Raw genomic sequence first — 26171 nt, forward strand, 5'->3', positions numbered from 1 at the left:
ACTTTGCTGATCATACCCATCAATACTCTTGGTCGGGTGTTGGATTTAGTGATTCGCGCATTGGGGAATGCGCGATTTGCTTGGGCTGGGGCGCAGTTATTGATGGACAATGCTGAGGATTTGAAGCGGCCGGTACAGCTTCCGGCGGATTGCAGCATCGGCGCAATCCGTGGCGTCTATGAGATGGTGCGGGATGCCTTCCGGCGCGACAGCCGGGTGGAAATCGACTGTTCCAGTGTCGATAAGGCGGACGTGACGTCCGTCCAGCTGCTGCTCTCGACGGCGAAGACCGCCACTCTGGAGGGCCGCCCGCTGGTGCTCACCGCGCTGTCGCCGTCGCTTCGGACCACCTTCGAGCGTGCCGGACTGCCCGATGAGACCATAGGCGGGCAAAGCGGCTCTCAGCAGAACAATCCTCAAAATAGCGATGGCACGTGATGGGCAACATCCTCACCGTCGACGACTCGCCCAGTATTCGTCAGATGATCAAGGTCGTTCTGACGCCCGCCGGTCACACCGTACATGAAGCGGGCGACGGTGCGCAGGGATTGGAAAAGGCGAAAGCCACCAAGATGGACCTTGTTATCACCGATCTGAACATGCCGGTGATGAATGGATTGGAGTTCATCAAGGCGGTGCGCGCAACGCCCTCCTTGCTGGGTCTACCGATCGTGTTTTTGACGACCGAATCCAGCGACACGCTGAAGCAAGAGGCCAAGGCTGCAGGTGCGACAGGGTGGATCACCAAGCCGTTCAAGCCTGAGCAGTTACTCGCCGTTGTCAGCAAGTTGGTGCGCGCATGACCTCGCTGGATCCTGTCGATATCTTCCGCCAGGAAGCTAGCGAGCTGTTTGAAGCACTGGAAGGCGCACTCCTCGATCTGACGGTGCGCCCTGACGACCGCGAACTCGTGGATTCGGCTTTTCGCGCGTTGCACACCATTAAAGGGTCGGGAGCCATGTTCGGCTTCGACAAGGTGGCAGCGTTCACGCACGAATTCGAAACTGCGTTCGATCGTGTGCGCAAAGGAGAAATTAAGCCGACCGAAGATCTGATTTCGGTTGCGCTGGCGGCAAAGGATTACATCCGGGCTTTGATCGAAGCGCCGGAGACGACCGATACCATTATCGGCGACGCGATTCTGGACGATCTCGGTCATCTTGTCGGGATGAAGAATCCGGGCACGCCATCTGTTGCTCATCCAGAGCAGAGCGGTGCTGTCATCGATTTGGGGCTGGAGACTCCGGCTGCGGAGACATCCGACGACTCACAAACCGGGTGGCAGCTGCGACTGGAGTTCGACAACCACGTTTTGTGCAACGGCTCCAATCCACTCGACTTCCTCGACGACCTGCGCAAGCTCGGCTCATGCTTTGTGGTTGCGCTGACGGACGATGTGCCGACCCTCGAGGAGCTGGAACCTGAATACTGCTTCCTGAAATGGGATGTGACGCTGCATAGCCCGTGCGATCGTGCAGCGATCGATGACGTCTTCATGTTCGTGATGGACGAAATGAAGCTGACGGTCACCCCGATTTTCGGCGCTGAGGCGCCGACACTGGTGCCGTCGTTGCCGGAACCTGCGGTCAGTAAGGTCGCAAAAGCTGAGGTTGCCGAGCCATCCGCTGTATCATCTGGCTCGGTCAAGGCTCCTGTCAGCGCCGATCCCGCGGTCGACAAGAAGCGGGATGAAGCCAAGCGCGAAGAGCCAAAGCGTGAGGATCGCAGCATTGCGACGGTTCGCGTCCAGGCCGAGCGTCTCGATGAACTGATGGATCGTGTCGGCGAGCTGGTGATCGCACAGGCGCGCCTGAGCCAGCTGGCCGCCACCGGCGAAGACCTTTCGATCAAGATGATCGCCGAGGAAATCGAGCGATTGGCCGCCAGCTTGCGCGACACCACGATGGGTGCGCGCATGGTGCCGATCGGTTCGTTGTTTGGGCGCTTCCGTCGCCTGGTTCACGATCTGTCACGCGATCTCGACAAGCCAGTCGATTTTGTCACCGCCGGTGAAGATACCGAGCTCGACAAGACCATGATCGAGTGCCTGGCCGATCCGCTGGTGCACTTGATCCGCAACGCCATCGATCACGGCATTGAAGATACGGCCAGTCGCCATGCCGCGGGCAAGACCGAACAGGGGCGGATCGAATTGAGTGCGGTTCACTCCGGCGCTCAGGTGCTGGTGACGGTGAAAGATAACGGCGGCGGTCTCAATACGGCGCGTATCCGCGCCAAAGCCGAAGAGCAGGGGTTGATCGCGCCCGGCGCCGCGATGGCCGACCACGATGTCCATCAGTTCCTATTCCATCCGGGCTTCTCCACGGCCCAGACCATTTCTGCGTTGTCGGGCCGCGGTGTTGGCATGGACGTGGTCAAGCGCACCATCGAGAACATGCGCGGCACCATCGATCTTTCCACCGTGCCTGGCCAGGGCACCACGGTGACGCTGCGATTGCCGCTGACGCTGGCGATCATCGAAGGCCTGCTGATCCGCGTCGGCGAGGGGCGTTATATCGTTCCATTGTCGGCGGTAGAAGAATGTGTGGAGCTGACTGCTGCCGATGAACGCTCACGCGGGCGCAACTTTCTCAATGTGCGCGGCGATCTCGTTCCGTTCCTGCGGCTGCGCGACTTGTTTGAGATGCCGGGCGCTCCAGATCGCCATCAGAAAACGATCATCATTTCCACCGGTGAAACGCGAGTTGGCTTGGTGGCCGATCAGATCATCGGAAACCACCAGACCGTCATCAAGTCGCTGTCGAAGCTGCATTCCGAAGTAACGATGTTCTCCGGCGCGACCATTCTTGGCGATGGTTCGGCTGCGCTCATTCTCGATGTCGCTCAGCTGGTGGCACACGCACAATCGCATCAAGTCAACGAGGCCGCGTAATGAATCTGCAGCACTCAGAGATCAATGCGGCAGTCGCGGTCCACGATGGTGCGCTGATGCAGGTTGTCATGGTCGGGCTTGGCGATGAGATGTTCGCGCTCGACGCTGAGTTGGTGCGGGAAATCATTGACCCGGTACCAGCGACGAAGGTGGCGGGGGCCCGCCCATTTCTGCCAAGTGTCATCAATGTGCGCGGCAACGTTATTCCGCTGGCCGATCTACGCATTCGCTTCGGCATGCCTTTGAAAGATAACTCCGCCGAGACGCGAATCGTGGTGATCGAAATCACGCTCGGTGGTGATGCGGTGCTGGTCGGCATCATTGCTGACAGAGTCTACGAGGTTACGGAGATCTCGAAGGCTGACGTCCAGCAAACCCCTCGTGTCGGCATGCAGTGGAAACCTGAATTCATCTCTTTCATTACCAAGTGGCGCCAGGAATTTGTCATCGTTCCGAACTTGGAACGCATCTTTAATTGAAATCTACAGGGCAGGGGTTTGAAAATGCGCTTCACCATTAAAGCAAAGCTCGCCGCGACCTTTGGCGCAGTAATTGTGTTGTCGATTGTCGCAGGTGGTATTGCCTACGACAAACTCACTTCGCTGACGAACTCTCAAGACATGATTGCTCGTCAAGCGCTCATCGCTGAGAAACTGGGCGCCTTCCAGGACCGTATTCAGGGGCAGGTTCGCGCTGAAAAGAATATCGTGCTTTCCAGCGACGCCAAGCAGATCGAAACCTTCACAAAGTCTTTGCACGAGCGCCGGGCGGACGCCAACAAGCTCCGGGAAGAAATCTATGAAGTTGCCAGCGACACTGGCAAGCAGATCATGGATCGTCTGACGGCCAAACTTGCTCGCGTTTATGAGTTGCAGGATCAGGTCGTAAAATTCGGAACGCAAAACTCCAATTATCGCGCGTCGCAGATTTGGCGGTCTGAAGGCGCAGTTGCGGTCAAGGAGTTTAATGCTGCACTCGACGCTGCTTCCGCTGAGATCGAAAAGAACAAGTCTGCAGAAGGCGCGCGGGATACTGCAGCAGCAATTGCAGCCGTACGTGTCGAGCTCGCTACCGCTTTACGTTATGTTTCAGAGACGTTTGCTTCGAGCTCTCTCGAGGAGCTTGAAGCAGATCGAAAATCTGCCATGTCCCAACTGGACCTTGCGAACAGTGTTTTGGCAAAAGCGTCAGGTGGATTTTCTGCGCTCGGTGTTTCACCTAAGAATCTCGAAGTTGCGAAAGATCACCTCAAATCTGTCACGTCCCGTGTCCTGGATATCGTGAGCGAAGGGGGCAACTTGAAGGGTGGCAACCTGACCATGGGGGAGGGATTGCAAACGCTTAATGAGGCGTTGGCTGTTCTCAATGAATATTCCGCCCATGTCACGAAAAAGACGCAGGACATCACAGCTCAGGCTGCGGCGGAGGCTGCGTTTGCCAAGCTTCTCTTGATCAGCATCGTGATCGCATCCACGTTGATCGGCATCGCGGCGGCACTCTGGATTTCGATCGGTATCAGCCGCAGCCTGAGCCGTGCGGTCAATCTCGCTGACTCCGTTGCCAAGGGCGATCTCACCGAAACGATCGCGGTCACGAGTAACGATGAAGTCGGTGATCTTCTGACATCGTTGAATGGCACGGTCGAACGTCTTCGTTCTGTCGTCGCCGAAGCGATCACTGCCGCGCAGAACGTGTCGGCGGGCAGCCAGGAGCTGTCGGCGAGCGCCGAACAGCTGTCGCAAGGCGCGACCGAGCAGGCTTCGTCTGCCGAGGAAGCCTCGTCCTCGATGGAGGAGATGGCCGCCAATGTGAAGCAGAACGCCGACAACGCCAATCAGACCGAACGGATCGCGGCACAGTCCGCCAAGGACGCCGAAGCGAGCGGCGAAGCCGTTGGACGCGCGGTTGAGGCGATGCAAACCATCGCGGAAAAGATCACCATCGTGCAGGAGATCGCTCGCCAGACCGATCTGCTCGCGTTGAACGCGGCGGTGGAAGCGGCCCGGGCCGGTGAACACGGCAAAGGCTTTGCGGTGGTGGCTTCTGAAGTCCGCAAGCTTGCGGAGCGCAGCCAGGCAGCTGCGGCGGAAATCGGCGCTCTCTCCACCGAGACAGTCAAGGTTGCCCAGGAGGCCGGCACGATGTTGTCGAAGCTGGTGCCGGACATCAAAAAGACTGCGGAGCTGGTTGAAGAGATCACGTCGGCCTGCCGCGAGCAGGACGTGGGATCCTCGCAGATCAACCAAGCCATCCAGCAGCTCGACAAGGTCGGCCAGCAGAATGCCAGTGCGTCCGAGCAGGTATCCTCCACCTCGGAAGAACTCGCCTCGCAGGCAGAACAGCTGCAAGCCACTATCTCCTACTTCAGGATTGATCATGGCTCGCAAAAGGGTGCGATGCCGACGGCAGCGATCGACAAGGCCGTCAGTCAGTTGCGCGGCAAAGCGGCGAGCATGGCTGCAGTTGAGCGCGGTGCGAAGAAGCCGGTCGCCAAGCCCGCGCGTGCGACCAAGGTGGCAAGCGGCGGCGGGGGTGGTTTCGCCTTCTCAATGGGGGACGGTGAGGACGACCGCGACGCCGACTTCCAACGCTAACAATTGGCCGGCCTCGCGGTAGGGTGAGGCCGGCTCTTTTCCTGTCTTGAGTGGAGCGCGACATGGCCGAAACGGCGCAATATCTGACGCTCGGTCTCGCTGGCGAGACCTTCGGCATCTCGATCCGCAATGTTCGGGAAATCCTCGACATGCGGCCGATCTCGAAATTGCCCCATGCACCCGAGTTCCTGCTGGGAATGATCGATGTGCGCGGCAGCGGCTATCCGATCGTCGATCTGCGAACCAAGCTCGACCTGCCGGCCATACCTGCGACAGAGGCCACCCGCATCATCATTCTCGATGTGCCACTGGAGGATCGTCTTGTCGGGGTCGGCTTCGTCGCCGACTGCGTGTTCGAAGTGACCGATATCGACGAAAGCCGCATCGAGCCCGCTCCGTCCGTCGGCGGCCGTTGGAAGTCGGATTATCTCGCCGGCATCGGACGCAAGGGCGACAAGTTCGTCATGATCTTCGATCTCGCACGCCTCATGGCGACGCAGGACATGTCCGCTTCTTCGGAACCGGAGCCCAGTGAATCTGTCGCAGCCTGATAAAAGCGAGCTGCAATGTCCGGATCCGTAGCACGTTTGACCGACCGTCAGTTTCGTTCGATTGCCGAACTGGTGGAAGGACATGTTGGAATCAAATTGCCACCCGCCAAGCGTCTGATGCTTGAAGGACGGTTGCAAAAGCGTGTTCGCGCGCTCAACCAGGCAAGTGTCGGCGAATACGCAGAGCGCTTGCTCGACGGTGAATATCTGGAAACGGAGCTTGTTCACCTCATCGACTGCGTGACGACCAACAAAACAGATTTTTTTCGCGAACCATCGCATTTTGATTTTCTTCGCGACGTGGCGGTCCATGAGCTTTTGGGCCAACGGGGTCGCGGCTCTCAAGGTCTTAAAGTCTGGAGTGCCGCCTGCTCAACCGGCATGGAAGCGTACACGACGGCGATCGTTCTCGATAACATGCTGAGAAACGGCGCGCGCTTCCAGTTCCGAATTCTCGGAACCGATATTTCGACCAGCGTGCTGCGTTTGGCAAAGCTCGGGATTTACTCGAAGGAGATGATCGGACCGGTCCCGGAAGATCTGGCGAAACGCTATTTTCTGCGATCACGCGACAAAGCCAGCTCTGAAGTGCGCGTTGTCCCTGAGTTGCGCCGGATTGTCAATTTTATGCGAATGAACTTGATGGATCCGAGTTACCCGGTCGATCGGGATGTCGACATTATCTTTTGCCGAAATGTCTTGATCTACTTCGACAAGGCGACCCAGCGGAAAGTAGTCGATCGGCTCTGCAGCCATCTCCGGCCCGGAGGATATCTTTTGGTGGGGCATTCGGAGTCCATGGTTCATCAAGGTTCCGTTGGCCTTAGGCAGGTTCAACCGACGATTTTCAAAATCGAGAGCAGGAGCTGATCGATGTTGAACAATAAAATCCGTGTTCTGATCGTCGATGACTCTGCATCGGTTCGCCAGATCCTTTCGACCATTCTGAGCGAAGATCCGGACATCGAAGTGATGGCCGCCGTATCCGATCCCTTCGCCGCGGCGAAACGGCTGCAGGAGGAATTACCGGATGTGATCATCCTCGATATCGAGATGCCGCGCATGGATGGGATGACATTCTTGCGCAAGATCATGGCGCAGCGCCCAATCCCCGTCATCATTTGTTCGACGCTGACCGAACAGGGCTCGAACCTGATGTTCGAAGCATTCGAGGCCGGTGCGGTCGATATTGTTCCGAAACCTCGCGTCGATACGCGGCAAGCTCTCATGGAATCATCTGGGCGTTTGCGTGATGCCGTGAAATCTGCGTCCCGTGCGCGGGTCCGGCCTCGCGCGGCGCGGCGTCCCGTGGAAGCAAAATTGACGGCCGATGCGATTATGCCGCCGCCGGTGGCAGGCCGGTCCCGCCCGGAAACGGAACGTATCGTTTGCATCGGGGTCTCGACCGGTGGAACGGAATCTCTTCGGGACGTTTTGGAAGTGTTACCGCGCGCCTGTCCCGGTATTCTGATTGTTCAGCATATGCCGCAGGGGTTTACCGCAGCTTTTGCGAAGCGGCTCAACGGTATCTGTGAGATCGACGTCAAGGAAGCGGAGGATGGCGAACCCGTATCGCCCGGAACGGCATACATCGCTCCGGGCAGCAGGCATATGCTGCTGCAACGGACTGGCGTTCGCTATCACATCGCGATCAAGGATGGTCCTCCCGTTTCGCGACACCGCCCATCGGCTGACGTGCTGTTTCGTTCGGCGGCACAGTATGCCGGCAAAAACGCGCTCGGCATTATCATGACGGGCATGGGCGATGACGGGGCAAAAGGATTGCTGGAAATGCGTAAACTTGGCGCGGCAACACGCGCGCAAGACGAGGAAAGTTGCGTGGTCTTCGGCATGCCGAAAGAAGCCATCGCATGCGGCGCAGTTGAAAAGATTGTGTCGCTGTCAAAAATCTCCAGAGAGATCATGCTCTGGCACGATGCTGGTCAGGCGGCTTGATAACCATGTCGAATTGCTCTTCAGTGGATGTCATGACTGGGGTCACCTCGGTCGAGGACGCCGTTTCTCAGATCGAGACAACGTTTGCTCAAGTCGGAGGCCACCTTGGACGTGGTCATGCGATATTCGAGGATCTCAATGGCGGCCTTGCGCTTCTGTCCGACGAGCTGTCCGGAGCCAAGATTGAAGGCGCGACGACAGCACTTCATGACATCGCCGCAAAATTGACGGGACTTGCGGAGGTTCTGCCGCAGGAAAGCAAGCTACTTGGCGCTATCGGCACCAGTGCGAATGAGGCGTCCAATGTACTGAAGCCGCTGGTCAAGCAGATTCAGATGGTCATGATTATCGCGCGTAGCGCGCGGATCGAAGCCGCGGCGCTTGATACGAGCCAGGAAAGCTTTCTTGATTTCACTCAGGAAGCCTTTGAGCTCGCAAAGGCTGTTCAGGCCGCGATCGATAGCTGTGCGGATGATCAGCAGCGTCTTATGGACGCCATTAACGTCGCCCTGAACCGCCAACGGGATTTTGAAGGGCGTTATCACGCCCAGCTTCTGTCGGTCAGCGACGAATTGATTTCTGCGCATTCGGGAATGCAGGGACGGCAGGCGGACAGCGTGCGCCTTGCTGAACTAACAAGCGCAAGCACCAAAAGAATAGCTGGAGCAGTCGGTGCCGCGATCGTTTCCCTGCAGGCGGGGGACAGCACCCGGCAGCGCCTCGAACACGTCTGTCGGGGATTGCGAATTGCGGCTGGCTCGGAGCCGGGTCTCGTTCCGGCGGTCAGCAACGCGCAGATGGACGAGCGAGCGGTCCGTTTGATCTGCCAACTTCAGGCCTCTCAGCTCAAGAGCTCTGCGACGAGCTTCGATGGCGATATCCGTGATATCGAACGGTCCTTGAAAGCGTTGGTCGCCGATGCGACAGAGATTGTCGGTCACGGCCGTTCGTTGTACGGCGGCGATGGCGACATGACGTCGTTCATGTCGACCGTGAAGCAAGCCTTGGCTCAGGCCTCAGCGCTGATAAACACGTGCGAAAGTTCCAGGCAATCGGTCGAAGATGCGTTGTCAGTTGTCGAAGAGACGCTGGGGAAGTTCCGGTCGGCTATCACAGCCCTGGCCGAGACCATCGTTGATATCATTCTGATCGGCATGAATGCAGGGCTTAAGGCTGCGCAGCTTGGCGTCAAGGGGCGCGCATTTGTCGTGATCGCGAATGAACTCAAGGCGACGGCGGATAACATCTCCGCGGGTGCAGACCTGTTGAAGCCGATTCTTGATCGCATCGAAGGATCCGCCGGGAACCTCAAGCAGTTGCGCGTTGAGGGGGATTCGTCGAAGATGTCGGATCTTGAACCCTCAATTCTGCATGCAATTCATGAGATCGAGGCAGGCAACGGTCAACTCAGCCAGTTGATGGATCGCCTTGTGCGGGAAGGCTCTCAGTTCGAAGAGCTGATGGCCGATGCACAGACATCGCTATCTGTGCTGAGTAGGAAAGCTGCGATCCTTCCGCAGGTTGCCCGGCAATTGGAAACGGCGAACGGAAGCCCGATCAAACTGTCTACCGATGAAGCATCCGCAATCGAATACATCTTCGACGATCTCTATGCGCAATACACCATGATGAGCGAGCGGGACGTTCACCAGCAGTTTGCCCAGCGCGTTGGTCTGTCGCTCAAGCCCGGGAAGAATGAGCCGGCACCGGCCCAGGACAGCGCCGATGACGTGCTGTTCTTCTAACGGACTGCGGTGTCCGATGAACGATCATCGCAATTGGTGATCGTTCAGACGCAGCGCCACTTCGTTAGTGACGGGGTTTCTTCTTCTTGGGCTTTTTCCCAAACGCGGGCTTGTCGATTGTTGGCCAAGCCTGATTTTCAGCAGCTTTGTCGCGCTTCGGCTTTTTGCTTGATGGTGGTGAGCCCTTGAATTGATGCGGCTCCTTGCCTCGCGACTTCTCTTCGAATCGCGGTTTCTCTTCAAACGATCGCTTGTCTTTGCGGCGTGGCGCCTCGTTGCTGTCACGGTGCGAAGCTTTTCGAAAGCTTCGTTCAGCCGAGATGTTTTCGCGCTGCGGTCCACCGGGCAGCGCCTCGATCCGGATGTTGTCTTCCTTGTCCGGTCGCTTGATCTGTAACGCGAACTGTTCAGCGGCATGCACCGAAATCTCGAACTCGGTCGTGGTGTCGGAGATCCGGATCGTGCCGATGTCCTGTTTGCTGATATTGCCTCGACGACAGATCATCGGCAGCAGCCAGCGGGCCTCGGCATTCTTCTTCCTGCCAATCGCGGCGCGGAACCAGACGCCACCTTCGGGCAGTCCTCGGGTCTTCGCTCTGGGGGCTTGACCGACGTCGCCTCTGTCCCTGTTTCCTTTTCGCGAACTGCGATCTTCCTTAGGTCCGCGATCGTCACGAGAACGGCGGCTTTCGCCGGGATCGAGAATGTCCTCTGCGGCGGGGAGCTGCGAACGATACAGTCTGGCGAGTGCGGTCGCGATGTCCTCGGTCGATCGCTCGGCGAGCAACGCGCGTGCGAAGACCATATCTTCATCGGTTGCCGGATCGCTGAATAGCGTACTCTGCATCATGCGCTGTTGATCAAGCGCGCGAATCTCCTCGGCAGTCGGCGCCACGCCCCAAATGACGTCGATGTCGGCCATCTCCAACAACACATCGGCGCGGCGACGACGGGCGGGTGGCACTAGCAAAACACTGACGCCCTTTTTCCCCGCGCGGCCTGTGCGGCCGGAGCGGTGCTGCAGCACTTCCGGATCGTTCGGCAGATCGGCGTGAATGACGAGGCCAAGATTTGGCAGATCGATGCCGCGGGCGGCAACGTCGGTCGCAACGCAAATTCGCGAGCGCCCGTCGCGCAGGGACTGCAGCGCTTTGGTTCGCTCGTTCTGTGTCATCTCGCCCGAAAGCGCGACGACAGAGAACCCGCGCTCTAGAAGGGCCGCCTGCAAATGGTTCACGGCGCTGCGCGTATTACAGAAGACGATTGCGGTCGGAGATTCGTAGAACCGCAATGTGTTGACCACAGCATGTTCGACATCGCTGGGTGCCACGCGGATCGCGCGATATTCGATGTCCGAATGGCCGCCTTCGCCACCGGTGACTTCGATGCGGAAGGCGTTCTGCTGATATTGCTTGGCCAGCGCAGCAATGCCGCGCGGCAAGGTTGCTGAAAACAGCAGCGTGCGCCGCGTCTCGGGCGTAGTTTCGAGGATAAATTCCATATCTTCGCGAAAGCCGAGGTCGAGCATTTCGTCGGCTTCGTCGAGCACGATGGCTTTCAGTTCAGAGATATCGAGCCGCTTGCGACGGATGTGATCGCACAGCCGCCCCGGCGTGCCGACGACGATGTGTGCGCCATCCGCAAGCTGACGCTTTTCCTGCTGCGGGTCCATGCCGCCAACGCAGGAGACGACGCGTGCACCAGCATGCTGATAAAGCCACGAGAGCTCACGGTGAACCTGCAATGCCAGTTCGCGGGTCGGAGCCACAATTAACGCCAGCGGCGCGTCAGGTCTCTGCAACCGTTCAGCGTCTCCCAAGAGATCGCTGGCAATGGCAAGGCCATAGGCAACGGTCTTGCCCGAGCCTGTTTGCGCGGAAACCAATAGGTCGCGACCGTTGGCTTCCTCGGCGAGGACCGCCTTCTGGACCGGCGTCGGGTCATTATAATTACGCTCGGCGAGAGCGCGGGCGAGCGGCGGACTTGCGGATATGGATTTCACGGACGTCGGACCTTGAATGGCGGCATCGCCAAGAAGCAATGGGAACGGATCGAGCGCGCACGGATGCGAGCGCCTCAGCAGGTTCACGGGCTAGGTGGATTGGGCGTGCTTTAGGCTACTTTCGCTCAAAGAGCCAATAAATACTGCGATATCGCCCTTAATAGCCCGGCTCTCAGCCGAAATACGGCCTTAAAGAGGCGAGTTAACCATCTGCTGGCGTTCGCCCAGCAAAAAACGGCGCACATTGCTGTGCGCCGCTTGGTTTGAGGTCGGTATCAGGCTGTTTAGCCGGCGGCCATGATAGCCCGTTGCGCCATCACCTTGATGAGGTTCGCCCGGTAATCCGCGCTTCCGTGAATGTCCGCGATCAAGCCATCCGGCGAGATGGTCACGGAATCGATCGCATTGGCCGCCCAGTTGGCCTTCAACGCAGCTTCGATCGCGGGTACACGCATTACGCCGTCCTGCGAAGCGCCGGTCGCAGCGACGCGAACATCTCCGGCTTTTGTCTTGGCGACGAACACGCCGGTGAGCGCAAAGCGCGAGGCAGGGTGACGCATCTTTGCGTAAGCTGCCTTCGCCGGGATCGGGAATGCGACCTCGGTGATGATCTCTCCGTCTTCGAGGGCCGTGGTGAACAGGCCCTGGAAGAAATCGTCGGCCTTAATGCTGCGCTTGTTGGTTTTCACCGTCGCATCGAGCGCGACTACAGCGGCGGGATAGTCCGCGGCCGGATCGTTGTTGGCGATCGAACCGCCGATGGTGCCGCGATAGCGCACGGCGGGATCGCCGAGCACCGAGGTCAGATGCACAAGAGCAGGAATGGCCTTCTTGACGTCAGCATTGCTCAGAATGTCGTAGTAAGTTGTTGCCGCCTTGATGGTGAGGGTATCGCCTGTTGCCGAGATGCCGATCAACGCCGGGATCTTGGCAAGGTCGATAACATCGGATGGCTGTGCCAGCCGCTGTTTCATCACCGGAAGCAGTGTGTGACCGCCGGCGAGATACTTCGCTTCGGTGCCCTTTTTGAACAGGGCAACGGCATCCTCGACGGTCGAGGGACGATGATATGTTGTCTCGTACATGATCTTCCTCCCCGCCCTTATTCTGCGGCCTGTTGTTGATGAATGGCGTGCCATACCCGGTCGGGGCTGGCAGGCATCTCAAGCTTGTTGTTGCCGATCGCGTCGGTAATCGCATTGATCACCGCCGCGGATGATCCGATCGCACCGGCTTCGCCGCAGCCTTTGATGCCGAGCGGATTGCCCGGGCAAAGCGTTGTAGTGTGCGACACCTTGAACGAGGGCAAATCCTCCGCGCGCGGCATGGCGTAGTCCATGAACGACGCGGTCAGGAGCTGGCCGCTCTTGTCGTAGATGGCATGCTCAAGCAGGGCCTGTCCGATGCCTTGTGCGAGGCCACCGTGTACCTGGCCTTCAACAATCATCGGGTTGATCAGGCGGCCGAAATCATCGGCTGCGACGAAGTTCACGAAATCCGTCTTGCCGGTGCCGGCGTCGACCTCGACCTCGCAGATGTAGGAGCCTGCAGGGAAAGTGAAGTTGGTCGGATCATAGAACGCGGTTTCCTTCAGGCCAGGTTCCATGCCTTCGGGAAGGTTGTGGGCCGTATAGGCAGCAAGCGCGACCATTGGAAAGGCAATGGCCTTGTCGGTGCCGGTGACCTTGAACTGACCATCCTCGATGACGATGTCGTTTTCAGAGGCTTCGAGCTGATGCGCGACGATCTTCTTCGCTTTCGCCTCAACCTTTTCCATCGCCTTGACGATCGCCGACATGCCGACCGCGCCGGAGCGAGATCCATAGGTGCCCATGCCGAACTGCACCTTATCGGTGTCGCCATGAACGATCGAAACCTGGTTGATCGGAATGCCCAGACGATCCGCAACGACCTGAGCGAACGTGGTCTCGTGGCCCTGGCCATGACTATGCGAGCCGGTCAGGATTTCGACGGTGCCGACGGGATTGACGCGGACTTCGGCGGATTCCCACAGGCCCACACCTGCGCCGAGGCTGCCGACGGCTTTCGATGGAGCGATGCCGCAGGCTTCGATGTAACAGGACAGGCCAATGCCACGCAGCTTGCCTTCTTTCTTGGCCTTTTCCTTCCGCGCGGGGAAGCCGGCATAGTCGATGGCCTTCAATGCGGCATCAAGCGACGCGTTAAAATCGCCGGTGTCGTAAGCCATGATCACCGGGGTCTGGTGCGGGAAGCTGGTGATGAAGTTCTTCCGGCGCAGGTCGGCCGGGTCGACCTTCAACTGCCGCGCCGCTGTTTCCATCAGCCGCTCCATCACGAAGCTTGCTTCCGGGCGGCCCGCGCCGCGATAGGCGTCCACCGGCGTGGTGTTGGTGTAGACGCTGATGACCTCGGCGTAGATGGCTGGGATGTTGTACTGGCCCGACAGCAGCGTGGCGTAGAGATAGGTCGGCACCGATGACGAGAACAGCGACATGTAGGCGCCGAGATTGGCGTAGGTCTTTACCCGCAGGCCGATGATCTTGTTGTCCTTGTCGAAGGCCATTTCGGCCTTGGTGAGATGATCGCGGCCGTGCGCGTCGGTCAGGAACGCCTCGGTGCGGTCGGATGTCCATTTCACCGGTCGTTCGACGCGTTTGGAGGCCCACAGCGCGACCATTTCTTCAGGATAGATGAAGATCTTCGAGCCGAAGCCGCCGCCGACATCCGGCGCAATCACGCGCAGCTTGTGCTCCGGCGCGATGTTGTAGAATGCCGATAAGACAAGTCGCGCGACGTGTGGATTCTGCGACGTCGTATAAAGTGTGAAGTGTTCTTCAGCCGTGTCATATTCAGCAACGGCCGCCCGCGGCTCCATGGCGTTAGGCGCCAGGCGGTTGTTGGTGATGTCCATCGCCACGATATTCGCGGCTTTGGCGAAGGCGTCGTTGGTGGCGGCTTCGTCGCCGATCGTCCAATCGAAGATCACGTTGCCGGGCGCTTCAGGGTGAAGCTGCGGCGCACCGGAAGCGATTGCTGCAGTAATATCAGCGACTGCCGGTAGTTCCTCGTAAGTGACTTCGACGGCTTCGGCGGCGTCGCGCGCCTGATTGCGCGTCTCCGCGATGACGACAGCGACAGCCTGCCCGACAAAGCGCACGATTTCCGGCGCCATCGCCGGCCACGCACCCATTTTCATCGGCGAGCCGTCCTTGGAATGGATCATCCAGCCGCAGATCAAATTGCCAACTTTGTCGTCGACAATCTGCTGGCCGGTGAGGACATCAACGACGCCGGGCATATTCTTCGCGGCGGTGACGTCGATTTTCTTGATTTTGGCGTGGGCATGCGGGCTGCGGACGAAGCTCGCATAAGTCATGCCGTGAAGGCGAACGTCGTCGGTGTATCGCCCTTTGCCCGTGATAAAGCGTTTGTCTTCCTTGCGCGCAACGCGTGCGCCGATACCTTCAATTCCCATATCTGATCTCCCTGCCGGAGCGTTTGAGCCGCTGTTCCCTCGAAACGTGGCGGCTTTGAATGTTTTTATTAATCGACCGAGCGCGTTATTCCGCGGCTGCAGCGACTTTCATGCGACCGGCTGCGTCCAGCACGGACTTCACGATGTTGTGGTAGCCGGTGCAGCGGCAGATGTTGCCTTCCAGCTCCTGGCGGACCGTCGCCTCGTCGAGATCGTCGCTGTGACGATGAACAATATCGATCGCCGTCATGATCATGCCGGGCGTGCAATAGCCACATTGCAGACCATGATTGTCGCGAAACGCGGCCTGCATCGGGTGCAATTCATCGCCCCGCGAGATGCCCTCGATGGTCGTGACGTTGGTACCGTGGGCTTGGCCGACCAGTGTCGTGCAGGATTTGACGGCGCGGCCATCGATATGGACGACACACGCACCGCATTGGCTGGTGTCGCATCCGATATGGGTGCCGGTGAGCCCGAGATGATCGCGCAGCAGATGGACGAGGAGCGTTCTGTCCTCGAGCTCGGCAGACACCGCCTTGCCGTTGATAGTGAGTTTGATTGTCGACACATAGACCTCCCTAAGGACTTCGAGCAGAAGATTTTTTAATTGTTCTAATTAACAACCTGCTCGCAAAACTTTGCAACTCGGATTTTCGTCGAGGCTGTCGTGTCGCAGTCATGCGCGCGCAGCTTCCGAAGATTCGTTCATCCCGATGAGCCGCCGATCAATCTCGCAGATGCGAAAGGAAACGACTTTATGCATCCCCATAATGCAGGGGAAGCGTTTGATCGCATGCAGCTTCTTGACTAGTTTCTCCGCCAAATCAAAAGGCAGAATGCTGCTAACGGAGTGAGCAAAGACGTGATCGACAAGCGGGTAAAGACCGTGGCGGATGCCGTGGCCGGAGTGAAGGATGGAGCAACCGTCCTTGTTGCTGGATTTGGCACCGTCGGTGTCGCCAATAATCTGCTCGAAGCGCTGCACGAACAGGGAGCGAAGGACCTCACGATTGTTGCGAACAACTCAGGCAATGGCGACTGGGGACTGGCGCGGCTGATCAATTCCGGCCGGGTTCGCAAGGTGATCTGTTCTTACCCGCGGTCGGACGACTACAGCGCGTTCCTGAAAGCTTACCGCGCCAAAACCCTGGAGCTTGAGCTCGTCCCGCAGGGGACGATCAGCGAGAGAATGAGATGTGCGGCAGCCGGTCTCGGCGGCTTTTTCTCGCCGGTCTCCGCCGGCACCAAGCTGGCCGAAGGCAAAGAGCAGCGCATGATCGACGGCAAGCTGCATGTCTTTGAGAAGCCGCTGAAGGGCGACCTGGCCGTGGTGAAGGCTGCAAAGTCGGATCGCTGGGGCAATCTGATCTACAACAAATCCGCGCGAAACTTTAATCCGGTGTGCGCCATGGCTGCCGAACTGACGGCCGTAGAGGTTGACGAATTCGTTGAACTGGGTTCGCTCGATCCGGAAGCTGTCGTCACGCCAGGCATCTTTGTCGATCGCGTGGTGGTGGTTGCGGGAAAACAGACTGGAGACAAGTGATGACACCTTTGACTCGGCGCCAGATGGCATGGCGCGCAGCGCAGGACCTCCACGAGGGCAACTTCGTCAATCTCGGTATCGGCATTCCCACGCTGGCGGCCAACTTCGTGCCGAAAACACGCGAAGTGATCTTTCACAGCGAGAACGGCGTGCTCGGCCTTGGCGGTGCACCCAAGCCCGGACAGGAAGACCCAAACCTGATCGATGCGGGCAAGAACCTGACCACGCTCGTGACGGGCGGCGTTTATGTGCATCACGCTGATGCATTCCTGATGATCCGTGGCGGTCATCTCGACGTCAGCCTGCTCGGCGCGTTCGAGGTCTCGGAAAAAGGCGATCTCGCGAACTGGACCACGGAAGACGACGAATTCCCGCCGGGGGTTGGCGGCGCGATGGATCTCGCCGTCGGCGCCAAGGCGATCCGGGTGATCATGGAGCACGTCGACAAGAAAGGGCAGCCGCGTATCAAGTTCAACTGCGCCTATCCTTTGACTGCGGCAGGCTGCGTTAAGCGCATCTACACCAACTATGCCGTCATCGACGTCACGCCGTCGGGTTTGTCCGTGGTCGAGATGATTCCAGGAATGACGCTGGAAAAGCTGCAGACCATGACCGAGCCGCCTCTCAGGCTCGCGAATGACTACAAGGATCTCGCGCCGCCGGCCGAGGCCGCCTAGTTCGCAGCGCAGACAAATTGCGTTTCGAGCCCGAAGCTGATCTCAGCTTCGGGCTTTTTGCTGTCATGTTCTCATCAATGTTCTGATGTCTGATTGAGTTCACGGAAAAGCGGTTCCCTTGGAACTTTTTCTTCCATTTCGAATTGGTGATCAGGAGGCAGATGCTCCTTCAGAGGAATAAACCTGGATCAACAATCCGGGCTTTTCCCATTCGATATAGTTCCGTTCGGAAGCGCTTGAGGCTTTGCGGCTGAGAGCTCTGTCAACTGTCTGCTCGGCCAGCAACGCCTGCGACGTTCATACGACAGGGAGCAAGAGTGAGGCTGGAAAGAGAGACGAAGGGATGTCGGTTGTGACGAACATCCAGGCGTCCCAACAGCGGTCACGTCCTGCAGATGTTTCAGCTGTGGCGAAAGCCGGTGTTGTCGAGACTGATATTCCGGCGAGGTTGGATTCGCTTCGGTGGAGCAGTTTCCATACCCGCGTGATTGCCGCACTGGGGATCACCTGGATCCTTGATGGCCTGGAAGTCACGCTGGCGGGCGCATTGTCAGGTGCGTTGAAAGAAAGCCCTGTCCTCAGGTTCACCAACACCGACATCGGCATTGCGACGAGCGCTTATCTTGCGGGCGCCGTGTTGGGCGCCATTGGCTTTGGATGGCTGACGGACCGTATCGGCCGGAAGAAATTGTTCTTCGTGACGCTCGCAGTCTATCTCACGGCAACTGCCGCCACTGCGTTTTCATGGAATCTCGCCAGCTTTGCCGTCTTTCGTTTTCTGACCGGCGCAGGCATCGGCGGTGAATATACGGCGATTAATTCCACAATTCAGGAACTTGTGCCTGCGCGCTATCGCGGCCGGACGGATCTGATCGTGAACGGCAGTTTCTGGATAGGCGCTGCAATCGGTGCGGTAAGCGCCATTGTGTTGCTGGATCCTAAGGTGATCGATCCGGAACACGGTTGGCGATTGGCATTCTTTATTGGCGCCGCGTTGGGTCTGATTGTGTTGTTCATGCGGCTTTGGATTCCGGAAAGCCCGCGGTGGTTGATGATCCATGGCCAACCGGAACGTGCCGTCCAGATTGTCTCGGAGATCGAAGATTCTGTTGCGCAGCACCGTCGTCAGGATGAGACGCCGTTGCCGAAAATGAAATTGAAGATGCGGACGCACACGCCGCTGCGTGAAGTCGCCAACACCCTGTTCGGGACCTATCGAAGCCGTTCGTTTGTTGGTCTGGCGCTGATGACGGCACAGGCGTTTTTCTACAACGCCATCTTCTTTACTTATGCCCTGGTGCTGACGGATTTCTTCGGAATTTCATCCGAGCATGTGGGTTGGTACATTCTGCCATTCGCGGCGGGAAATTTCCTCGGCCCTGTCATCCTCGGCCCGCTGTTCGATACGTTGGGACGGCGCAAGATGATCGCGTTGACTTACAGTATGTCCGGACTTCTTCTTGCGATCTCCGGCTATCTGTTCTCGATCGGCGTTCTCAGTGCGCAGACTCAAACGATCGCCTGGATGATCATCTTCTTCTTTGCGTCGCCAGCGGCGAGCGCAGCGTATCTGACAGTGAGCGAAACGTTTCCGCTGGAGGTGCGTGCATTGGCCATTGCACTGTTTTACGCGATTGGAACCGGTGTTGGTGGTGTGATCGGCCCCGCTTTGTTTGGTGTGCTGATCGATACAGGTTCGCGCAGCAGCGTGTTTGCCGGCTATCTGCTCGGATCAATTCTCATGCTTGCTGCCGCTGTCATCGCCTGGCGGTACGGGGTCAACGCCGAGCGAAAATCTCTTGAAGATGTAGCGCGGCCGTTGGCTGCGCAGGAGTAATCGATGAGTGAGAACGTGACTGAATCATCTCCAAAACCTGACCGGGATATCTTGCCCGCCCCGGCGGGCATTGTGCCGGATCTCGATAAGACGGCATTGCTGCTCGACATTGACGGCACGTTGATTGAACTCGCGCCGACGCCGCGAGACATTATTGTGCCGCCGAAGCTCGGCCCCACGTTGCTGGCGTTGCATGATCGTCTTGATGGTGCACTTGCGCTCGTCAGCGGTCGATCGTTGACAGATATCGACGTTATCTTTGCGCCACTGCAGTTCCCTGCGGTCGGTGGTCACGGCGCGGAAATGCGGCTATCGACCGATAACGAGGCTGTCGATACGCACGCGCCACCAATGGATAACGACCTCAAGCGCCGTTTCATCGCGATATCACAGCTGAGCCCCGGCATTTTGCTTGAAGACAAGGGCTATTCAATCGCGCTGCATTATCGCTTGGCTCCACAATTTGAGCGCGCGATCTATGAATCCGTCTCAGCGATCAGAGCTGATCTTCCAGAGGCGCCGATCGATGTTCTTCCCGGCAAGTCCGTTGTCGAGATCAAGCACAAGGGATTTACCAAAGCGACAGGCGTTCGAGAATTGATGAGTAACGCGCCATTCGCTGGCCGGAAGCCTATTTTTATAGGTGATGACGTCACGGACGAATCTGTCTTTGCGATTATGCCTTCGTTTCGCGGTATCTCGTTTTCAGTTGGCCGGCGTGCGCATGGCGTGAATGGACATTTCAAGGCGCCGAAAGATGTGCGGGCGTGGCTGGCGCATCTTCTCGACGATGAAGCTCTGGCCGCAGAATAGGAGAAATATAAAAACTGCTCTGTTCTTGTGCGTGGGATCAAATCGACGCTTTTCTTTTCAACACGAAGTCAATCCAAGATTCCTGTGCTTCAAGATGCGGAACTCGGTTCCATGTTTTCGCGCGCCCAACTTTGACTTCAATTCGTTTGAATGGTGATCAGGAACCATATTGATGAACAGGTGTTAATTTCGCTGTAGCGAAACTAAGGGAGGGGCCCCTGTGGATCTTGTCGTCGTTTCGAATCGGGTAGCGCGGGCCAAAGCAAATGAGCCCATGACGGGCGGTTTGGCAGCAGCGCTGTTGCCGGTAGTTGAAAAATCCGGAGCGATTTGGGTCGGCTCAAGTGGCCACGTTCGTGATGGTGCTCATAAAGATTCCTTCGCTGAAATTGAATCGCTCGGTGCGGGTGCTTTAGCGTTGCTTGATCTGCCGGCGGCACATTACGGTGGCTATTACGAAGGCTTCGCGAACTCCGCATTATGGCCGGCACTGCATTCGCGTTCCGATCTCATCCACGTTTCGCATGACGATTATCAATCCTATCGCGAAGTGAATGCGTTTATGGGGCGTGCGCTAATGCGCTTCCGCAAGCCCGACACTGCGTTCTGGGTTCAGGACTATCATTTCCTTGCGCTCGGCGCTGAAATGCGCGACCTCGGCGTTCGGAACCCGATTGGTTTTTTTCTTCATACGCCATGGCCATCACGCTCCGTCATGGAATGCGTGCCGCATCATCGCGAGCTGATCGAGGCGATGCTGGCTTATGACTTGATCGGGTTCCAGACAGATAATGACCGCGATAATTTCGCGGAGTGTCTGCAATCCGATCTCGGCTTGTATGTCGAAAATGGAATTGCAACCTCGCGCTTCGGCACCTCGCGCCTGGCGACGTTCCCGATTGGAATCGACGTCGATGGATTTGCTGCGCAAGCCCAGCGCGCGTCATCGCATCCCGACGTGTCGCGGCTGCGGCGAAGCCTGCATGGCGAGCGTCTCGCGATCGGTGTGGACCGCGTCGACTATTCCAAGGGGCTGGTCAACCGCATCAGCGCCTTCGATCGTCTGTTCGAAATGCAGCCCTCACTGAAACGTTCGGTTTCCCTGTTGCAGATCGCAACGCCTTCGCGCGGTGGCATCGAGGCTTATAGTAGCTTGCAGGATGAACTGGCGAAGCAAGTGACCGATGTGAACGGGCGCCATGGTGAGGTGGACTGGACGCCGATCCGCTATCTCAGCAAGGGGTTCAGCCAAACCGTTCTCGCGGGCTTCTATCGCGCGGCACAGGTCGGTGTGGTGACGCCGTTGCATGACGGAATGAATCTGGTCGCGAAGGAATATGTCGCGGCTCAGAACCCCATCGATCCCGGTGTTCTGGTGCTGTCGAAATTCGCAGGCGCGGCCAATGAGCTCGACACAGCCTTGCTGGTCAATCCCAACGACATCGACGGAATGGCGCGAACTATCGGGATGGCGCTGTCGATGCCCGCCACCGAACGCCGGCTGCGTTGGGAGGCAATGATGACCAAGCTGCGGGCTGGGACGATCCACCAGTGGTTTGCGGGATTTATCACCACGCTGGAGGCGACCCACCTGTCGCCCGACGAGCCCTCGACTCCCGAAACGGCGATTGTCCGGCCGTTGCGGTCGGCGAACGGGGCATTCTTGCACTAAAGCCGGGCAAGATCGTCCTCCATCGTCTCATTACAGTACGGTGGGCGCAGGAATTGTGTCTTCAAATCAATGGCTTGTGGAATATTTGCCGTTGATCCCATCACTCCCTTGCAAAATCACGCGTGCCCCGTCATGACAGCGCATCCGGAGGGATGGCCGAGTGGCTTAAGGCGCACGCTTGGAAAGCGTGTGTGCGGGAAACCGTACCGTGAGTTCGAATCTCACTCCCTCCGCCAGCGACCTTCCTCGCATCATTCTCTGTTAGAATCGCACCGGCTGCTTGAGCGGCGGTAGAGAACGTGCGCGATCGGGCAATCTCCACCACTCCGGGATGAAGCACTTATTTCCTCGGACAGACCGCTCCGGTTTTCACCCAGGCCGCGGCCAGCGCTTCTGCACCCTGCTGGGTGCCCGGGGCTGGCTGACGACTGGCGCCTGGGGCCCAAGCCCAAGCCACCAGATGATCGGTGCCAATGTGGGTGACGATTTCATCCAGGGATCGACCGCCGTTGCGTGCAGGATCCTTGATCTGCGCGCAGATTTCGCCAGGCGTCTTGCCTTCCCAACCCATCTCCAGTGGCGCGAGGTGCCATGCAGGGTCGCCCGGCACTCTGCCGGGATCGAAGTTGGTGTCCTTGTGGCAGTTATTGCATCGCATGGAGGCAAGGCCGTGGCCGTCCTTGCCGCGCTCCACTGGCGGTTGATGCAGCCGCCGCATGTCACCCTGGCGTGGACGATCGCCTGCCGGATGACAGTTGGCGCAACGCGGGTGGGTGAACACCTTGCTCAGCTCGCCGAACAACGCAGCCGAGCGAGCTTCGTTGTCCTGAATGGTTGCGAAGCTGTCGGGCGAGGCAAGGCTCCCCTGTGGGAGAGCTGTCACCGCATACGTTGAAAGCATGCTCGTCAGCAGAGCCGCAGCTGCGATGAGAAGAATACTGATATTGGATTTCATCTGTTGCCGCCCCCAGGCTGATCGTTTCTTGACGCTGGATACTTGTCTTGACGCGTTTTCTTCACGCGAACCGGTCACCACTTCGCTCAAAAACGCTCTAGGCAAGATAGCGTTGGGGATCGGCGAGGATCACGTCGCGCACGGCTTCATGATATTTGACGTAGCCGGTGCAGCGGCACAGGTGACCATCCAGCGCTTCGGTGATCGTCTTCTCGAGTTCAGCGCGTGCGATTCGTTGCTTCGAAAGCCGTTCGAGCAGAACCTGTCCTTCGTTGAGAAAGCCTGCTGTGCAGTATCCGCACTGAAACGAGAAATGCTCGATGAAGGCTTTTTGCAGCTCGGATAATTGCCCGTTCTTCGCATGGCCCTCGACGGTTCGGATGGCTTTCCCATTGAAATTGGCAACCGTGACGATGCAGGTCGGGCTGGTGTAGCTGGTGCCGTCGGCGTCGTCGACAATCACAGCGCAACTCAGGCACTGCCCGGCGCCGCAACCGAATTTTGTGCCCGTCATCCCGAGGTGCTCGCGCAGAAAATCATTCATGGTCAAATTGTCGCGAATATCCATAGGACCGTGGATTTGACCATTGATTGTGATGCTGAATGTCGTCACGCCAGCACCTCCTTGAGCATCTCTTCTGTCACGGGCAAAGATTGGAAACGTCGGCCGGTCGCATCAAAAATCGCGTTCAGCAGCGCCGGTACCACAGGAATCATGACGACTTCGGCCATGCCTTTCGGGGCTTCGTCCGGAGACAGCGGCGGAAGAATGTCGATCTCCAGATCGTGCAATGGCAAATCGGAGCCGCGCGCGATTCGATATCGCCCCAGATTCCATTGCCCATCGCCGGGGCCGCCCTCATATGGCGGCAAGGTTTCGAACAGCGCATAACCCACGCCCATGGCAAAGCCGCCCTGTGCTTGTCCGATAACAACCTCTGGGACGAGGGCCTTTCCGCATTCGAAAACACTGTAGGCCTTCGCAATCCGTAAGACCCCGGTCGCGCGTTCAATCTCGACGCGAACCACTGTGCCGCAAAGCGAGGTGAAGCTGGTGCCGATCCGGTTGTAATCGGTGGGAGGATATTGAACGCTTGTGCGATCGAGACGGGCGAATTGACCGGCGCCTCTGCGAACGGCAAGTGCATCAATGTCTGCCGTCCAGTGTTCATTGGCGACCTTGAAGCTCGCCTTCGCCCACGCCCATCGCGAGAAGGCATGAGTCATTGCGCCAGTTACCACGTTGAGCGCATGCGCCTTCGCCGCGATCTCTGCCAGTGACAACGGCGGCAACCCTGCCAGCGTGAGCCGTCCATCCTTCCAGCGTGCGTCTGACCACTGTGTGGCTCTCGGATCTGTTGGTGCGATGTGCCAAAGCTTCAGCGCGGCGGGCCATAGTCCGAATCGAAATATCACGCGGGCTGCCTCGGCGGCGGCGTGAGTCCCGACATGCGCGCCGATCGAGGCGCTCGTCGGTGAACTGATCGCAGGCACCCAACGCGGATTGCGCTGCGCGGCGTCCTGCGCGGCCTGTTTCATTGTATAAGGGTCTTCGGAAGCGATGAGGCCGAGCGGATCGAAGGTGTCGATCCGCGCCACCGCGACTTCATCGGCAACACCGCCAAGATAGGCGGCGACCCGGTTTGCCAGGGCAGTGCCGATGCCGTTGCCCATCTCGACGTGATCGCAATAAATGGCAACCCGCCCATTCGGATCGATCTCGACGCGTCCGAGCGAGCAGTCGGCACCCGATCCATAGTCCTTGGTCACGCAGGCAACGCCTGTCCCGACCACGATTCCCGGTGTCGTGCGTGATTTCTCCTCAGCACGGCGCGTCCAGATCGGGTGTTTTTGCAGCTTGTCGAGAATCTCCGGCGTGCGGATCGATACGAAGTAAGGATTGCCGGTGATGGTACGACCGCCAGTTTTGAGTGCGTTACGTCGCCGGAATTCGATCGGATCGAGCGGCAGCGCCGTCGCCACCTCATCGATCATGACTTCCAAGGCAGTCATGGTCTGCAGTGTGCCGTAGCCGCGCATCGATCCTGCCGTGATGCCGCGCGAGTGAAGTGCGACCGTTGTCACATCGGCTTTCGGGACATCATAGATCCCGAGCGCGCCGGTAGCCGCGACCACGGCGACGCTCTGCGAGTAATTGGCAAGGCCGCCGCCATCCAGCACATGATCGGCAGCGAACGCGCGGATCATGCCTGTCTTGCGGTCAACGCCGATTGTACTCCGCATCTTGAATGGGTGCCGTTTGATGCCGGCCTGGAATTGCTGATAGCGATCGTGCGCCAGTCGCACCGGGCGTCCTGGAAAGAACATGGCTGCGAGCGCGACATAAAGCGGAAAAGGCGTGTGATCGCGGCCGCCGAAGCCGCCGCCGACATAGGCAAAATGCGTATTGATATGCGAAGGCTTGAAACGGGCCTTCGCCTTGCCGAGCAGGAATGCGACGGATTCTGTGGCCTCGTATGGCGATTGCACGCCAAGTACGAGTTCAAGATCCTTCTTGCTTCCGTCGTACCAGGCGAGACCGCACTCGGGCTCCAGAAATACCGGATCGACAGACTGGGTTTCGAATTCCCGGTCGAGCACCAGAAGTGCCGGATCATTCGCCGCCAGGTCTGCGCGGATTCTTTCTCCGTGCAGTGCGGCTTCGGCATATGCATTTCCCGGAGATGCTGCGCCGGGTGTCCATACTGGCAGGTCGGTATTTTGAACACGTCCCGGGCTTACCCAGCCAGCTTGGAGGGGCGAATAAATATCCGGTGCATCCGGAGTTGGACCAGCGACGCGTGTGAAGCGAAAGGCACCATAGCCGGGCATCATGACCGGGCCGGTTTCTTCTCCAAATTTGACGAAGGACTCATCACGCGAGATGAATTGCCGCGCCCCATCAAACGCGTCAAAATTTTCGAAGATCAGCAAAGCCACTGGCTGTCCGAGATAGATCGGTGTTCGACCAACGGGACAAAACAGATCGCCAGTGTAGAACTCCGGCACGCGGATACCGGTATGGACGAGATCAGCTGCGGTCACCACGACGGAAGGCTTCAGAGAGCCGCTCAAGCGCGCGAGATCGATGCCTTTGTAAACGTGGGTGGCATCCGGTGCGCGAATGAGCAGGGCGTGGGATGTTTTTGTCGGCCAGCCTGGAAGATCGGCGGCGCGAAAGTCAGATGCGTAGAGCTTGGCGCCCGTCACCTTGGAAGCGCCGTCGATGCGGCCGACGCCGGTCGCAGCCGGATTCCATTGCTGGCGACCCGGCAAGGTCTCTCGGTCGTCGAATTCAGGCTCTGTCGCGAATGCCAGACGCGATACGCTGCACATGATGCCGCTTGTCGCGGCTAATTTGATGAACTCGCGTCGCGACGTCCACATGCATTGATTCCCAGCCACATGGATCTGCGGTTGCAGCCCATGCAATCATCAATGCAGGGTAATTCGTAAAAGATTCGCTGCTA

Annotated in this window: 21 protein-coding genes and 1 tRNA gene; 15 read left to right on the forward strand and 7 right to left on the reverse strand. The window is 58.4% G+C overall.

From position 1 onward, the window contains the following. Nucleotides 1–102 precede the first annotated feature (102 nt). The 9 genes from ACZ5C3_RS02020 to ACZ5C3_RS02060 all read left to right on the forward strand — a co-directional run bounded on the left by ACZ5C3_RS02020 (nucleotide 103) and on the right by ACZ5C3_RS02060 (nucleotide 9739). Nucleotides 103–438: an STAS domain-containing protein gene (locus ACZ5C3_RS02020; protein ID WP_464034869.1), complete on the forward strand. Its 336-nt coding sequence runs from the start codon at nucleotides 103–105 to the stop codon at nucleotides 436–438. After that, nucleotides 438–803, forward strand: a complete 366-nt coding sequence (locus tag ACZ5C3_RS02025) for a response regulator (RefSeq protein ID WP_464044481.1) — start codon at nucleotides 438–440, stop codon at nucleotides 801–803. Before ACZ5C3_RS02020 ends, ACZ5C3_RS02025 begins: the two co-directional genes overlap by 1 nt. Beyond that, nucleotides 800–2893, forward strand: a complete 2094-nt coding sequence (locus tag ACZ5C3_RS02030; RefSeq protein WP_464034870.1) for a chemotaxis protein CheA — start codon at nucleotides 800–802, stop codon at nucleotides 2891–2893. Before ACZ5C3_RS02025 ends, ACZ5C3_RS02030 begins: the two co-directional genes overlap by 4 nt. Further along, on the forward strand, nucleotides 2893–3372 hold the full coding sequence (locus ACZ5C3_RS02035; RefSeq protein ID WP_464034872.1) for a chemotaxis protein CheW: 480 nt from the start codon (nucleotides 2893–2895) through the stop codon (nucleotides 3370–3372). The genes ACZ5C3_RS02030 and ACZ5C3_RS02035 overlap by 1 nt, the downstream gene beginning before the upstream one ends. A gap of 24 nt (nucleotides 3373–3396) precedes the next feature. Further along, on the forward strand, nucleotides 3397–5487 hold the full coding sequence (locus ACZ5C3_RS02040; protein WP_464034874.1) for a HAMP domain-containing methyl-accepting chemotaxis protein: 2091 nt from the start codon (nucleotides 3397–3399) through the stop codon (nucleotides 5485–5487). Nucleotides 5488–5549: 62 nt separating this feature from the next. Then, complete coding sequence (locus tag ACZ5C3_RS02045; RefSeq protein ID WP_464034875.1) at nucleotides 5550–6038, forward strand: chemotaxis protein CheW; 489 nt, start codon at nucleotides 5550–5552, stop codon at nucleotides 6036–6038. A 15-nt stretch (nucleotides 6039–6053) separates the two neighbouring features. Continuing rightward, entirely contained in the window at nucleotides 6054–6908 is an 855-nt protein-coding gene (locus ACZ5C3_RS02050) for a CheR family methyltransferase (protein WP_464044482.1), read from the forward strand. A gap of 3 nt (nucleotides 6909–6911) precedes the next feature. Then, nucleotides 6912–7994, forward strand: a complete 1083-nt coding sequence (locus ACZ5C3_RS02055; RefSeq protein WP_464034877.1) for a protein-glutamate methylesterase/protein-glutamine glutaminase — start codon at nucleotides 6912–6914, stop codon at nucleotides 7992–7994. A gap of 32 nt (nucleotides 7995–8026) precedes the next feature. Beyond that, nucleotides 8027–9739, forward strand: coding sequence for a chemotaxis protein (locus ACZ5C3_RS02060; protein ID WP_464044483.1), 1713 nt, complete (start codon nucleotides 8027–8029; stop codon nucleotides 9737–9739). 64 nt (nucleotides 9740–9803) lie between these two features. Here ACZ5C3_RS02060 and ACZ5C3_RS02065 read toward each other — a convergent pair whose 3' ends face one another. The 4 genes from ACZ5C3_RS02065 to ACZ5C3_RS02080 form a co-directional block, all read right to left on the reverse strand. Next, nucleotides 9804–11741 carry a DEAD/DEAH box helicase gene (locus tag ACZ5C3_RS02065; RefSeq protein WP_464034882.1) on the reverse strand — a complete coding sequence of 646 codons (1938 nt, stop codon included), beginning with the start codon at nucleotides 11739–11741 and terminating at the stop codon, nucleotides 9804–9806. 284 nt (nucleotides 11742–12025) lie between these two features. Then, the gene (locus ACZ5C3_RS02070) at nucleotides 12026–12826 is read right to left on the reverse strand and encodes an FAD binding domain-containing protein (protein ID WP_464034884.1); all 801 of its coding nucleotides are present in this window, start codon (nucleotides 12824–12826) and stop codon (nucleotides 12026–12028) included. Between the two features lie 17 nt (nucleotides 12827–12843). Then, on the reverse strand, nucleotides 12844–15198 hold the full coding sequence (locus ACZ5C3_RS02075; RefSeq protein WP_464034886.1) for a xanthine dehydrogenase family protein molybdopterin-binding subunit: 2355 nt from the start codon (nucleotides 15196–15198) through the stop codon (nucleotides 12844–12846). 85 nt (nucleotides 15199–15283) lie between these two features. Continuing rightward, nucleotides 15284–15769, reverse strand: a complete 486-nt coding sequence (locus tag ACZ5C3_RS02080; protein ID WP_464034887.1) for a (2Fe-2S)-binding protein — start codon at nucleotides 15767–15769, stop codon at nucleotides 15284–15286. A 297-nt stretch (nucleotides 15770–16066) separates the two neighbouring features. Here ACZ5C3_RS02080 and ACZ5C3_RS02085 point away from each other — a divergent pair, with 297 nt between their 5' ends. From ACZ5C3_RS02085 to ACZ5C3_RS02110, 6 genes are all read left to right on the forward strand, one after another. Further along, nucleotides 16067–16747, forward strand: a complete 681-nt coding sequence (locus ACZ5C3_RS02085) for a 3-oxoacid CoA-transferase subunit A (protein WP_464038476.1) — start codon at nucleotides 16067–16069, stop codon at nucleotides 16745–16747. Next, nucleotides 16747–17424 (forward strand): 3-oxoacid CoA-transferase subunit B, encoded by a 678-nt coding sequence (locus tag ACZ5C3_RS02090; protein WP_464034889.1) that lies wholly within the window; start codon nucleotides 16747–16749, stop codon nucleotides 17422–17424. The genes ACZ5C3_RS02085 and ACZ5C3_RS02090 overlap by 1 nt, the downstream gene beginning before the upstream one ends. 343 nt (nucleotides 17425–17767) lie before the next feature. After that, complete coding sequence (locus ACZ5C3_RS02095; RefSeq protein ID WP_464034890.1) at nucleotides 17768–19261, forward strand: MFS transporter; 1494 nt, start codon at nucleotides 17768–17770, stop codon at nucleotides 19259–19261. 3 nt (nucleotides 19262–19264) lie between these two features. Further along, on the forward strand, nucleotides 19265–20074 hold the full coding sequence (gene otsB, locus ACZ5C3_RS02100; RefSeq protein WP_464034892.1) for a trehalose-phosphatase: 810 nt from the start codon (nucleotides 19265–19267) through the stop codon (nucleotides 20072–20074). 220 nt (nucleotides 20075–20294) lie between these two features. Next, the gene (locus ACZ5C3_RS02105; RefSeq protein WP_464044484.1) at nucleotides 20295–21746 is read left to right on the forward strand and encodes an alpha,alpha-trehalose-phosphate synthase (UDP-forming); all 1452 of its coding nucleotides are present in this window, start codon (nucleotides 20295–20297) and stop codon (nucleotides 21744–21746) included. Nucleotides 21747–21892: 146 nt separating this feature from the next. Next, nucleotides 21893–21982: transfer RNA gene (locus ACZ5C3_RS02110), tRNA-Ser, on the forward strand. 104 nt (nucleotides 21983–22086) lie between these two features. Here the strand turns inward: ACZ5C3_RS02110 and ACZ5C3_RS02115 are convergent. The 3 genes from ACZ5C3_RS02115 to ACZ5C3_RS02125 form a co-directional block, all read right to left on the reverse strand. Next, a complete protein-coding gene (locus ACZ5C3_RS02115; protein ID WP_464034894.1) occupies nucleotides 22087–22701 on the reverse strand; it encodes an Isoquinoline 1-oxidoreductase subunit in 615 nt (204 codons plus the stop codon). 97 nt (nucleotides 22702–22798) lie between these two features. Continuing rightward, nucleotides 22799–23314 (reverse strand): (2Fe-2S)-binding protein, encoded by a 516-nt coding sequence (locus ACZ5C3_RS02120; protein ID WP_464034896.1) that lies wholly within the window; start codon nucleotides 23312–23314, stop codon nucleotides 22799–22801. Next, nucleotides 23311–26088 carry a xanthine dehydrogenase family protein molybdopterin-binding subunit gene (locus tag ACZ5C3_RS02125; protein ID WP_464034898.1) on the reverse strand — a complete coding sequence of 926 codons (2778 nt, stop codon included), beginning with the start codon at nucleotides 26086–26088 and terminating at the stop codon, nucleotides 23311–23313. Before ACZ5C3_RS02125 ends, ACZ5C3_RS02120 begins: the two co-directional genes overlap by 4 nt. Nucleotides 26089–26171 lie beyond the last annotated feature (83 nt).

Source organism: Afipia dichlorophenoxyacetatis, assembly GCF_055386385.1.